The 13,087-nt window shown below is 51.1% G+C and carries 8 protein-coding genes; all 8 read left to right on the top strand.

What is annotated here, in order from left to right; translation table 11 throughout:
* Window positions 1-13 precede the first annotated feature (13 nt).
* Window positions 14-1,459: a glucuronate isomerase gene (uxaC, locus tag MKQ68_RS07230; protein ID WP_264282705.1), complete on the top strand. Its 1,446-nt coding sequence runs from the start codon at window positions 14-16 to the stop codon at window positions 1,457-1,459.
* 160 nt (window positions 1,460-1,619) lie between these two features.
* Window positions 1,620-2,021: a BlaI/MecI/CopY family transcriptional regulator gene (locus MKQ68_RS07235; RefSeq protein WP_244838533.1), complete on the top strand. Its 402-nt coding sequence runs from the start codon at window positions 1,620-1,622 to the stop codon at window positions 2,019-2,021.
* A gap of 25 nt (window positions 2,022-2,046) precedes the next feature.
* Window positions 2,047-4,230, top strand: coding sequence for a M56 family metallopeptidase (locus MKQ68_RS07240; protein ID WP_264282706.1), 2,184 nt, complete (start codon window positions 2,047-2,049; stop codon window positions 4,228-4,230).
* Between the two features lie 263 nt (window positions 4,231-4,493).
* Window positions 4,494-6,665 carry a transferrin receptor-like dimerization domain-containing protein gene (locus MKQ68_RS07245; RefSeq protein WP_264282707.1) on the top strand — a complete coding sequence of 724 codons (2,172 nt, stop codon included), beginning with the start codon at window positions 4,494-4,496 and terminating at the stop codon, window positions 6,663-6,665.
* Between the two features lie 112 nt (window positions 6,666-6,777).
* The gene (locus tag MKQ68_RS07250; protein WP_264282708.1) at window positions 6,778-9,903 is read left to right on the top strand and encodes a SusC/RagA family TonB-linked outer membrane protein; all 3,126 of its coding nucleotides are present in this window, start codon (window positions 6,778-6,780) and stop codon (window positions 9,901-9,903) included.
* A 23-nt stretch (window positions 9,904-9,926) separates the two neighbouring features.
* Entirely contained in the window at window positions 9,927-11,426 is a 1,500-nt protein-coding gene (locus tag MKQ68_RS07255; protein ID WP_264282709.1) for a RagB/SusD family nutrient uptake outer membrane protein, read from the top strand.
* Between the two features lie 10 nt (window positions 11,427-11,436).
* Complete coding sequence (locus tag MKQ68_RS07260) at window positions 11,437-12,411, top strand: TlpA disulfide reductase family protein (protein ID WP_264282710.1); 975 nt, start codon at window positions 11,437-11,439, stop codon at window positions 12,409-12,411.
* 123 nt (window positions 12,412-12,534) lie between these two features.
* Window positions 12,535-12,849, top strand: coding sequence for a DUF6686 family protein (locus tag MKQ68_RS07265; RefSeq protein WP_244838493.1), 315 nt, complete (start codon window positions 12,535-12,537; stop codon window positions 12,847-12,849).
* Window positions 12,850-13,087 lie beyond the last annotated feature (238 nt).

A 13,087-nucleotide genomic window follows, 5' to 3' on the forward strand; every position in this document is an offset into this window, starting at 1 on the left:
TAAGCTAATGAACATGACCAAGAAAAAATTCCTGGACGAGCATTTTTTGCTGAATACAACCACTGCGCAACGACTGTATCACGAGTTTGCGAAAGAGATGCCGATCATCGATTATCACTGTCATTTACCACCTGCACAAATCGCCGCCGACGCCAGCTTCGAAAACCTGACGCAGGCCTGGCTGTACGGCGATCACTACAAATGGCGCGCGATGCGTACCAATGGTATACATGAAAGCTATTGCACCGGTGATAAAAACGATTACGAGAAGTTTGAAAAATGGGCGGCCACTGTTCCCTACACCTTACGTAACCCGCTGTATCACTGGACGCACCTGGAGTTACAACGCTACTTCGATATCAATGAAGTGCTGAACCCGACATCCGCACGCAGGATATATAACACCGCCAGCGAAATGCTGCAGCAGCCAAGCCACTCCGTACGCAGTTTGCTAAGCCGCATGAACGTAGCGTTGGTTTGCACTACCGACGATCCGGCGGATAACCTGGAGCATCACATCAGCATGAAGCAGGAAGGATACGATACGCCGATACTGCCGGCTTTTCGTCCCGATGCATCGATGAACGCCGACGACCCGGTAGCCTATAACAAATACCTGGGCAGGCTGGAACAGGCGGCGAACATCTCTATCGCTTCTTACGACGATTTGCTGCAGGCGCTGAAATCACGCCACGACTTCTTCGCAGCGCAAGGCTGTAGTGTATCCGATCATGGTATTGAGGAAATTCATGCGGAGGAGTTTACTGCTGTGGAGATCAATGAGATATTCCGCACGGTGCGCGCAGGCAAACAGCTGGAGCCACTTGCGCTGCGTAAGTTTAAGTCTGCATTGCTGCTGCAACTGGCAGAGTGGGACTGGGAAAAAGGTTGGGTGCAACAATACCACCTGGGCGCGCTCAGGAATAACAACTCGCGTATGATGCGTATACTCGGTCCGGATACTGGCTGGGACTCCATCGGTGACTTCTCGCAGGCCCGTGCACTGGCTAAGTTCCTCGATCGCCTCGACAGCCAGGATAAACTCGCAAAAACGATCCTCTATAACCTGAACCCTGCGGACAATGAATTGCTGGCCACGATGATCGGTAATTTTAACGACGGTTCTGTGGCTGGTAAGGTGCAATTCGGCTCGGCCTGGTGGTTCCTGGACCAGAAAGACGGGATGCGTAAGCAATTAGACGCTTTGTCTAACATGTCGCTGCTAAGCCGTTTCGTGGGCATGCTCACCGATTCGCGCAGCTTCCTGTCGTTCCCGCGCCACGAGTACTTCCGCCGCCTGTTGTGTGATTTGCTCGGCAGCGAAATCGAAAATGGCGAATTGCCAGATGATGTGAACTGGGTAGGTAAAGTGGTGCAGGACATCTGCTTCCATAACGCCCGCCAGTATTTTAACTGGCAGCACCTGGATAAGAAGGTGGCTGCGGGTTTGAGCGTATAATCTTTTAATGCGTCAATTTATAATAGCACCGGATCGGGAGAAATACCTGGTCCGGTGACTTTTTTTATGTAACGCACTGGTTTGCAATTCCCACAGAACTATTTCTAAAAATAATTGAGCTAATACTTGTTTCGTACGAATTGATTCGTACCTTTAAGTTATGAAAGAGGAACGTCCTGTAAATCAACAGTCGGAGCCGAGCCGCGGCGAGCTGGAAATACTGAAAGTATTGTGGAAACATGGCCCTTCCACGGTGCGGACGGTAAATGACATGCTGAATGCGGAACGGAACGTGATTTATACGTCTACCCTCAAAACGATGCAGATCATGACCGAGAAGGGCATGCTGGCGAGGGATGAGAGCAGTATGAAACACGTATACCGTGCGTTGCTGGACGAGCAGCCTACCAAAGGGCTGTTGCTGGATAAATTCCTTGAATCGACCTTTAATGGATCCGCGACTACCTTGTTGCAGCAATTGCTGGGCAATGGCAAAACCTCGCGGGACGAGCTGCAGGAACTCAAATCGTTGCTGGATAAGCTGGAAAACGATCAACAATAATTGTAGTATTTAAAAGATAACCCGTATGCAAGCGCTGTTTAATCATGAAGTGATACGCGCCATCGGATGGACGCTGATCCATTCGCTCTGGCAGGGCTTTGCCCTCGCTGTGGTAGCCGGAATACTGATCCTGTTCACCCGCAATGCCAGACCGGTCGTGCGTTACAACCTGTTTACAGCTTTGTTGTTCCTGTTCCTTGCTTGTTCGGCAATCACCTTCTTTTACGTACTGGAACGGCCGTCACCGTTGCCTGTTGTAGAAACGAAAGCTGTTGTTACCGACTGGACGATGCTCACTGCTGATGTTGCACCAATGGCGCAGCAGACTGCCGTAGCACCTTCTTTCATGGAGCGGTTTAAGGGTTACTTCAATGAACACGCGCCTTTGCTGGTAACCGGCTGGTTTATCGTGTTTGTCGCAAAGCTATTGTGGTTGCTATCCTCCCTGATTTACCTGCAACGGGTACGTCGTTATAAAACGTTTACTCCGGACGAGGAGTGGGTACACAAAGTGGCGGAGCTTTCGCAACGCATCGGGTTATCGGTGAAAGTCCGGCTGCTGGAATCCGGTATGATCAAAGTACCGGCGGTAGTGGGCATTTTAAAACCGGTGATACTGATGCCTGCAGGTTTGCTTGCCGGCATGCCGGCCGAGCAGCTGGAAGCAGTGTTGCTGCACGAGCTGGCGCACATCCGCCGCCGCGATTTCCTGGTAAACCTCTTTCAACATTTTGCAGAAACTATTTTCTTCTTTAATCCCGCTTTATTATGGATATCCGCGCGGGTTCGCGAGGAGAGGGAGCATTGCTGCGATGACATGGCCATCACTGTCACGCAAAGCAAAACAGGATACGTAAGGGCCATGGTATCCTTCATGGAGTTAAACCTGGATGCACGCCAGGGCTTCGCCATGACCTTCCCCGGTAAAAAGAACCAGCTGCTGGACCGTGTAAAGCGCATTGTTTACAACAACAATAAAACGTTGAACATGGCAGAAAAATCATTCTTACTAATATGTTTAAGCCTCACCGGCACCATAGGTCTGTTAATCGCTAACACCGAAAAAATCAAGGCCACGCCGCAGGATCCGGTGAAAAAAGAGGCGCCTGCACCGGCTTACAAACCAACGCCGACCCCGACGCCGGACGTCACGGAATACAAGCCGGAAGAACCGGACACAGAAGCATACACAACGCCTTATGAGGCCACGTATGAAGACTACACCGGTGACTATCCCGCGAAAGACACGGTACCTGAAATAAAACGCGAAGGCTATCATCTCACCGGTACGATCGGGCATACATATAATGGACGCGCCTACCGCATCCACGTGAAAAATAACAAGGCGACAGGTTTAAGTATTGATGGGAGGGAAGTTGCGAAAGCTGACTTACCAACGCACTACGATGTAATCAACAGCGTATTCCGCGACATCGAACAAAACGCCGCTGCGGTACCGGCACCGCCATTACCACCGGCACCTGTTGGCCCCGTTGCGCCCCCGCTACCACCAGCGCCGGCTAGTCCTGGCACTCCGGGTCCGCCGCCTGCTCCACCTGCACCTCCAACACCACCGGCCGGTGCGTATGAGATGGTGATTACCGGGCCGAATGGTCCCGTAAAATTGCTGGATCCTTCCGATACAAGTAAAATGGTCTATGTTTCGGGCAATTCATATCATTACAGCCGTAGTAATGTTCCGGCCAGCGTCACTGCCAGTCAGAACTACCAGTCGATTTCCAGGAAGTACCAGCCACCACCGATGGCGTTAATTTCAACCCGCAGCGTAAAAAGAACAGATCATGACGAGAGTGTGATGGATAATACCATTGTTAGTCGTGGAGGTACCACCAACAAAACGCTGACTGCCAGCAGCACGGTGAATAAGCTGATACAAACACCAGGTGTCACCGTGCGCACGCAAAGCGGTGTAGGCACAGGAAAAGACATGGTGACCGTGGCAGGCGGGCCGGTAGTGCAAAGTGAGGACATCCAGCAGATACTGGCCGATATGGTGGCAGACGGTATCATAAAGTCGAAAGAAGATAAATTCAAATTTGTACTCAGTGCCAAACAGTTCACGGTGGATGATAAACAACAGTCTGCCGAACTGTTTGAGAAATATAAAAACAAGTTTGTAGATGGCGACGGCACTTCGTTTTCTTACATAAAAGCAGGCGAAGAAACGCATACTGTCAGTACGAAATAAAACATCATCATAGCAAGCGGCCGGTGCAACTATTGCACCGGCCTTCTTATGCTCAAAAGTTATCCAGTTAAGCCCATTTATGTATTAAAGTCTACAAACTAGGTAGGATAACTTGGTTATTTAGATTTGTGTCTATACATTTGCATCGTGAACGATGGCTATCCCCCAGCTTTGGATAGTGTACGCCAACCTTAGCGCTGGTACTGGACGAAGTATGCCAACACGTGAACAATGAAAGTTTATTAGCACAATTTAAAGGCATTATGAGAAAATATTTACGGACCCTCGCTTTATTATTCACCGTACCGGCCATGGCGCAAACGCCGACGGCACAGTTGGAACTGGAAAAGAAGTTTGACGGATTAATCGACGCAAAACATATCGGCGAAAACATTCGCCTTTTATCCGCAAAGCCGCACGCAATAGGCTCTGCACAGGGTAAACTGGTAGCCGAACAAATACTGGCGCAGTTTAAAAGTTATGGATGGGATGCTAAGATCGAAACCTATCATGTACTCTTTCCCACGCCAAAGGAAAGGGTGCTGGAGTTAACGGGGCCTGTAAAATACAAAGCGGTGCTGCGTGAGCCGGTACTGAAAGAAGACGGTACATCCGGTCAGGACGGGCAGCTGCCCACTTATAATGCCTGGAGTGCTGATGGTGATGTGGAAGCAGAGTTGGTGTATGTAAACTTCGGATTGCCTGCGGATTACGAGCAGCTCGAAAAACTGGGTGTCGATGTAAAAGGAAAGATCGTAATCGCCCGCTACGGCCGCTCCTGGCGCGGTATTAAACCAAAGATAGCGCAGGAGCACGGTGCCATCGGTTGTATCATTTATGCTGATCCGAAAGAGGATGGTTATTACCAGGGTGAGGTATACCCGAAAGGCCCCTATAAGAACGAATTTGGTGTGCAGCGCGGTTCTGTAATGGACATCGTAAAGTATCCCGGCGATCCGTTAACGCCAGGCACCGCATCTACCGAAAATGCACAACGATTAGACAGGCTGAATGCGCCCAATCTTTTAAAGATACCGGTATTGCCGATCAGCGCCCATGATGCTAAGCCACTGCTGGCCGCGTTGGAAGGTGCTGTACCGCCACCGGACTGGCGCGGTGCTTTCCCGTTTACGTATCATGTGGGCCCGGGTAAAACGAAAGTCCATCTGAAAGTAGCTTTCAACTGGGACATCAAACCGGCTTACAATGTGATTGCTACGCTCAAAGGCTCGCAATACCCCGACCAATGGGTGATTCGTGGCAACCACCACGATGCCTGGGTAAACGGCGCCGCGGACCCGATAAGCGGCCTGGCATCGCTGCTGGAAGAAGCCAAAGCGATTGGTGAACTCGCGAAAAGTGGTCACCAATTCAAACGCACGCTCGTGTATTGTGCCTGGGATGGCGAAGAACCAGGTCTGCTCGGCTCCACCGAGTGGGTAGAAGATCACCAGGCAGAATTACAACAGAAAACAGTGGCGTATATCAATACAGATGGCAATGGCCGCGGTTTCCTGGAGGCAGGCGGTTCGCATGCACTGGAAGGTTTAGTAGGCGATATTGCGAAACATGTGCAGGACCCGCAAACAAAGGTAAGTGTGTGGGAACGCAGCAAAGCCCAACTGGTAGCGAATGCAGCATCTGTCAAAACGAAGAAAGAACTGCTCGCGCGTGAAAGTGTGAAACTCGGCGCACTTGGTTCGGGCTCTGATTACTCTACGTTCCTGCAACATGCAGGCATCCCGGTACTGAACCTTGCGTTCGGTGGGGAAGATGAAGCCGGCGAGTATCATTCGATTTACGATTCGTACGATATGTTCGTGCGTTTTAAAGATCCCGGGTTTGCTTATGGCGTAACACTTTCGCAGGTGGCAGGCCGTTCGGCTATTCGCCTGGCGGATGCAGATTTGCTGCCATTCGATTTTCGTAAACTGCATAAAACGATCAATGGATATGTTGGCGAACTGCAGGCTGTACTGGAAACGGAGCGTGAAAATACACAGGTAGAAAACCAGTTGGTGGGCAGCAATGTTTACAGGCTGGCAGCAGATCCGAAAGAAAAAGTAGCGTTGCCCGTGGCCAAAGACGAAGTGCCTTACCTGGATTTTTCTCCCCTGCAAAATGCGCTGAACGGTTTAGATAAAGCAGCCGCGCGAATTGCAGATACGGTGGCTAAGCAGGGCGGCTCACCGGTATTGAACAAAGCATTATATCAGGCGGAACAACAGCTGCTGACGCAACAGGGCCTGCCGCGCCGCGACTGGTATAAACATACAATTTACGCACCCGGCTTTTACACCGGCTATGGCGTAAAAACGCTGCCGGGCATCCGCGAGGCGATCGAACAGCGCAACTGGAAAGAAGCGCAGGAACAGATCGGCATCGTATCGGCTGCGGTGAATAAACTGACAAGTTATCTCAACCAGATTTTATAATAAAAACGACCGTTAAAACAGCCTCAAAGAAAGACCAGTAACAGTATCTATCAAACACTTAAAAAAGGTGGCCAAGGGCTGCCCGGAAATCTATTGCCAAAAAATGACTGCAATGAAAACACTCACTTATCTATTTACCTTCCTGCTTCCCGCCACCGCCGCGCTTGCGCAGGAAAAACGCGTCAGCGGAACGGTACGGGCAACAGACCATACTGCGCTTCCCGGTGTATCGGTACAGGTAAAAGGCACCAACCGTGGCGTGGCTACGGATGCCAATGGTCGCTACAGCCTGCCGCTGCAGGCCGGCGACCAGGTACTGGTGTTCAGCTACACTGGCCAGCAAACGCAGGAAGCGAAAGTGACAGACACGCTGCTAAATATCACGCTCAACGCCGCCAATAAAACGCTCAACGAGGTACTCGTGGTTGCATATGGCACGGCCAATAAATTATCTTACACCGGCTCGGCCTCCACGGTGAGCGCCAAGGATATCGAACGCCAGCAAGTGTCGAGCATCAGCCGCGCGCTGCAAGGCAACGTAGCAGGCGTACAGTCGGTTGCTTCGGCCGGACAACCGGGCAGTAACGCCACGATCCGTATCCGTGGTATCGGCTCCATTAACGCGTCCAGTGATCCGCTGTATGTGGTGGACGGGGTGCCGTTCTCGGGTAATATCAATGTTATCAATCCAGCCGATATTCAATCGATCAGTGTATTGAAGGATGCGGCTGCGAGTGCGTTGTACGGCTCGCGTGGTGCGAACGGCGTGGTGATCATCGCTACTAAACAGGGTCGCTTCAATGCTAAGCCGACGGTGACAGTGAATGCCAGCACGGGTTGGTCCAGCCGCGCAGTGGATGACTATGCCAAAGCAAGCATCGGTGAATATTTCGAACTGCAATGGGAAGCCTTGCGCAACAAGCAGCTCGATAACGGACGTACGGCGGAAGCTGCCGCGCAGTATGCAACGGATAACGTGGTGAATACTTTAAAGATCAACCCGTTTGGTCCGAACTTTACCAAACCGGTAGGTCTCGATGGTAAACTGGTATCCGGCGCTAAGCCTTTGTGGAACGATGACTGGAGCGAATCGACCGAGCGTACGGGCATCCGTAAACAGGTGGACCTGAACGTAAGCGGTGGTACAGAAAACTCGAAGTATTTCGTATCGGCCGGCTACCTCGATGATAAAGGTTTTATCATCGGCTCTGGTTTTACGCGTTACAATGCACGTGTCAACTACAATACGAAAGTGAACAAGTGGTTCGAAGCAGGCGTGAACTTCGCCGCTACATCCGCCGTGCAGGACGCTCCGCCGCAGGATGACAGTCAGCAGGGCAACTACGCGAACTTCGGTCGTATCGTGTCCAACATCTACCCGATATTCGAACACAACCCGGATGGTACCTTTAAGCTGGATGAAGCCGGAAATAAGATCTACGATTTCGGTAACTACCGTCCTAGTGCAGCTGCAACAGGTAACAACCTGCTGGGCTCTTCCAGGCTGAACAAATACAATAATAAACAGGATAACCTCATCTTCCGCGGTAACATCCAGCTGAACCTGCTGGAAGGGCTGAAGTTTAAAACGAGCATTAACGCGGATTATACGAACGGGCTTAGCCACAGTTATACCAACCCGTTATACGGCGGCGGTGTAAGTACGCGCGGTTCCGTCAGTAAAAGCGAAGGCCGCACGCTGGCTTACACGATCAATAACTTCCTGGACTATACTTTCAAATTACAGGAAGATCATCACTTTAACGTGCTGGCTGGGCAGGAGGTGTATGTGTACAACTATACTTCTTTGTCGGGCAGCAAGAACAACTTCGGTTTTATTGGAAAAGATGAACCTTCTGCAGCCTCTGTTATTACGGGTTTCAGCGGCGGGAGCGACGAATATAAACTGGCTAGCTACCTGGCTAAAGTCGATTACAACTTCCAGGATAAATACTTCCTCTCCGGTAGCTTCCGTCGCGACGGCTCTTCCCGCTTTCACCCTGATAGCCGTTGGGGTAACTTCTGGTCGGTTGGCGCTTCCTGGACGCTTACACAGGAAGATTGGCTGAAAAGCGTTAATGGACTGGATGTGCTGAAACTTCGCGCCAGCTATGGCGCGCAGGGTAACGATAACCTTGGCAGCTATTATCAGTACCAGGATTTGTATTCCATTTATAACAGTTTAGGAGAGGCCGGCGCTATCAGCTCCCGCATGCCTACACCCGGACTCAAGTGGGAAACAAACCTTAACGTGAACGTCGGTGTGGACGTCGCTTTATTAAATAACCGCCTGCTGTTAACCGCCGAGTATTTCGAACGGCAGTCGAAAGACCTGCTGTTCCAGCGGCCGATCGCACCATCACTGGGCTACGGCTCTATCGACGATAACATCGGTGCGATGAAGAACGTGGGGTATGATATTCAACTGCAGGTTACTCCGGTAGTGACCAAAGATTTCAAATGGGACATTGGTGTTAATCTGGGGCACTATAAGAACAAGATCACGCAACTCCCGCAGAAGGAGATCATCCCGGCCAATACCTCTGTGATTGGTGCCACCAAAAAGCTGGTAGTAGGTAGTTCTGTATACGACTTCTTCATTCGCGAATGGGCGGGTGTAGACAAAACTACTGGTCTCCCGACCTGGTATAAAAACGTGTATGAAACCCAGCCCGACGGTTCACAGGTATTAAAAGGCCGCACAACGACAAGCGTGTACGCACAGGCAGATCAATATTTCGTAGGTAGTTCTCTGCCGGATGTAGCCGGCGGTATCAATACCACGCTTAATTACAAAGGCATCGAACTGAGTGCATTGCTGGCCTTTAATATTGGCGGTAAAGTATTGGATTATGACCTGGTGATGTTGAGCCACAGCGGTAACAATACCGGCCGTACCTGGAGCAGGGAAATCCTTAACCACTGGACGCCGACAAACACCAACACAGATGTACCACGCCTTACTACTGATGCTACGAACTGGAATAGCACATCCACCCGCTTTTTGTACGATGCGAGTTATGCGCGCCTCCGCAACATCGGGTTAAGCTACAGTTTGCCTGCTAACCTGGTATCGCGCCTGCACCTGCAACAACTGCGCGTGTATGGGAGAGGAGAGAACCTCTTCACCTTTTATAAACAAGATGGACTGGACCCGGAACAGGCGGTGGATGGCGTAACGTTTTACCGTTATCCTGCGCAAAAAACCTTCTCGGTTGGACTGGACCTTTCATTCTAACGTAATGCTTAAACGAAGAAATGATGAAAAAGACTTATCGTACTTTATATAGCCTGCTGGCCGGTTCCGTGCTGTTGTTTTCTTCCTGTAAAAAGGAATGGTTTGGCACATCACCTTCCGGCAGCCTGACTGGTAGCGAGATTTACGCCACCACTAAAAACATCGACGCCCTGCTGAACGGCACGCTGCGTTACCTCATGGAAACGGCTACTTCGCAGGATAACCCGGGCTACGGCTCCATCCTGTTGGCGCACGAAGTAATGGGCAGCGATGCGATTGCCCGTGATGGCGTATATGGCTACCTCGCCACTTACGGCTTCACTGATCCATATGATAATACCACACGCCGCGCATTGTTCTACTGGACGTTCCAGTACAAAGTGATCGACAACTGTAACGGCATTATAGCCAATGTAGATAAAGCCACTGGTACTGAAGCGGAGAAGCGCTACCTGAAAGGCCAGGCGCTTGCCCTGCGCGCTTTCGTATACCTGAACCTGGTGCGCCAGTATCAATTCACCTATAGCAAAGATCAGAACGCGAAAGGGGTGCCGATCTACACAGAACCAACTACACCTGCCTCACAGCCTAAAAAGCGCGCTACCGTAGCGGAAGTGTATGACCGCGTGCTCACAGATCTGCGCGAAGCTGGTCCATTACTGGTAGGTTTCAAGCGTACCGTGAAAAACCGTCCCGATCTGAATGTCGTGAATGGTTTGGCCGCCCGTGCATTCCTGGTGACCGAAAACTGGGACTCCGCCGCCGCCCGTGCACAGCTGGCCGGGCAGTCGTACCCGATCATGGAACCAACTGAGTACAGTAAAGGCTTTAGCGATGTTAGCAATGTAGAATGGATATGGGGCCACCCGCAGGCAACGGACCAAAACCTCGGCGGCGCATCCTTCTTCGGGTATATCGATGTAACGCCCGCTACCGGCTACCGCAGCATCATGGCGGATCCTAACTTCAAAGCGATTTTTGCAGACAACGATATCCGTAAAGCACTGTTCCGCATCAACACCGATACAACAAACGCGCTGTTCGGCTGGCTGCAATACACGAAGTTCGTGAACAAGACCGATCAGAGTGGTCATATTCCTTTGATGCGTTCGTCCGAGCAACTGCTCATCGAAGCGGAAAGCAAAGCCCGCCTGAACAAGCTGGATGATGCAGTAACAGTACTGAACGGCCTGCGTGCCAAACGTGGCCTGGTAGCACTGGCAGCCGGCGATTTCACGCAGCCGCAACTGATCGAAGAAATTCTCCGCGAACGTCGCCGCGAACTGTGGGGCGAAGGCTTCGAACTGCCAGACTTACTGCGCCTGCAACGCCCTGTCGTAAGAACAGTTTCTACGGAAAAGTTCACCGTGGCCACCGCCGGCGGCGGATCACGCCAGGAAACGGTAAAAGGTCACCACCAGCTGAAGTTCCCGGACAAATCCGACTTCTCCGTAAACAGCAATTACTACTTATTCTCCATACCGTTCAATGAAATAAACAGCAACCCTTTCATCAACGATTAAAATGAGTTTTATGAAGTATATAGCACTTGTAGCATGTTTCTTCACCGTTGCTGCCGCACATGCCTTCTCACTCTCCGGAACGGTGAATGGCGTGAAGGACGGCAAAGTGTACCTGCAGCGGTTCAATAATAAAATGTTTACCACCATCGATTCGGCGGTGATCGAGAATGGTCGCTTTACCTTCAAAACGAAGCCGGTATTGCCCGAGTTGTACGGCATCACGCTCAATCCATCCAGGAGTCCTTATTTCCTCTTCCTGGAAGACAGCAATATTGAAGTGGCGCTCGATACCGCACGGTATTTCCGCAATACGAAAGTCACTGGCTCGTCTGCACAGGATGTGTATAACAACTGGCAGCAGCACAGCGATGTGAAGCTGGATGAACTGATCAAAGCCAATCCGGCTTCACTGGCCACAGCCTACATCTTCTATCGCTACTATACCTATCGCACTACGCCCGAAGAAATCGAGCGCGGCATCTCCCTGCTCGACCCCTCGTTGCAGCAAACGCAGTATGTGAATGTGCTGAAGCAATTGCCGACCACGCTGCGCTCCGTAGAAGTAGGTAAAAAGGCGCCTGATTTTGTGATCGCAGATACCGAAGGCCGGCAGGTGCATTTTAAAGATCAATTGGGCAAAAAGTACGTGCTGCTCGACTTCTGGGCCAGTTGGTGCGGTCCATGCCGGGCGGAGAATCCGAACCTCGTGCGTACATATCAGCAGTTTAAGGACAAAGGCTTCGATATTTTCGCCGTATCGCTTGATCGCAACGGCGACCGCGACAAGTGGCTGAAGGCGATTGCGGACGATCAGCTTACCTGGCAGCATGTGTCGGACCTGGCGTTCTGGAATTGCGAACCGGCTGCCTTGTACGGCGTGCGCGCCATTCCTTCTAACCTGCTCATCGCGCCGGACGGAACAATACTAGCCCGTAACCTCCGGGGAAAGGAGCTGGAAGCCAAGCTGGGCGAGCTTTTGAAATAACTGGAAGGCGCGGTCTCTGACATGGGGCCGCGCCTTTTTCCCGTTTGCGTAAATCAATTTCCCGTTTCGAGATAGCGGGCAGCACCAATGCCCTTAATTTCATTGTATTAACCATTATTCATTATGTGTGAAACAAGGGTCCTCAATCATGGAAATGATGCATTGGTAAGCTACTGCGTTCATTGTAAGTCGATTTATTTTTGGTATAATAACCTGCTGCTCACGTTTACCCACGATAGCTTCCAGGTATTCCGGGAAATGGTCAACGAAATAGAGTTTGAAGAGTGTGCCACCATCTTTCCCGATGGCATCGAACGCGCAGTCATGCATTCTCCCTGCAAATCTATCCGCTTTACGTTTACCTGGGGTGAATGGAAACGGATGAAAGCAGCCATCGAGGATGCAGTGTTGATGGAGCAGGTGTACGCCTGTATGTAAAGTCAGAATTGTTTTAGATCAAATACCAGTGTGAAGCCCGCGCCTGATGGTGCGGGCATTTACATGCACGCTGCCCGTCATGGCGAGCGAAACGCGGCCATCTTCGTGCGTAATCTTCGCACCAGTCATTCATAGCTACCTGGCGCTACTGTCTCGCAAACTGGAGCGGAAGTTTGCTTCATTTCATTCGTGATGACGAAGGAGTGTTAAGCAAGCAGGTCCGCCGGTTTTCATCAAA

It is taken from the genome of Chitinophaga horti, assembly GCF_022867795.2.
GTDB classification, from domain to species: Bacteria; Bacteroidota; Bacteroidia; order Chitinophagales; family Chitinophagaceae; genus Chitinophaga; species Chitinophaga horti.

Bases quoted from the DNA above. Each gene is read 5' to 3' on its own strand.
- MKQ68_RS07255 (WP_264282709.1), top strand. From the start codon at position 9,927: ATGAAAAAGACTTATCGTACTTTATATAGCCTGCTGGCCGGTTCCGTG.
- uxaC (WP_264282705.1), top strand. From the start codon at position 14: ATGACCAAGAAAAAATTCCTGGACGAGCATTTTTTGCTGAATACAACC.
- MKQ68_RS07250 (WP_264282708.1), top strand. From the start codon at position 6,778: ATGAAAACACTCACTTATCTATTTACCTTCCTGCTTCCCGCCACCGCC.
- MKQ68_RS07240 (WP_264282706.1), top strand. From the start codon at position 2,047: ATGCAAGCGCTGTTTAATCATGAAGTGATACGCGCCATCGGATGGACG.
- MKQ68_RS07265 (WP_244838493.1), top strand. From the start codon at position 12,535: ATGTGTGAAACAAGGGTCCTCAATCATGGAAATGATGCATTGGTAAGC.
- MKQ68_RS07245 (WP_264282707.1), top strand. From the start codon at position 4,494: ATGAGAAAATATTTACGGACCCTCGCTTTATTATTCACCGTACCGGCC.
- MKQ68_RS07235 (WP_244838533.1), top strand. From the start codon at position 1,620: ATGAAAGAGGAACGTCCTGTAAATCAACAGTCGGAGCCGAGCCGCGGC.
- MKQ68_RS07260 (WP_264282710.1), top strand. From the start codon at position 11,437: ATGAAGTATATAGCACTTGTAGCATGTTTCTTCACCGTTGCTGCCGCA.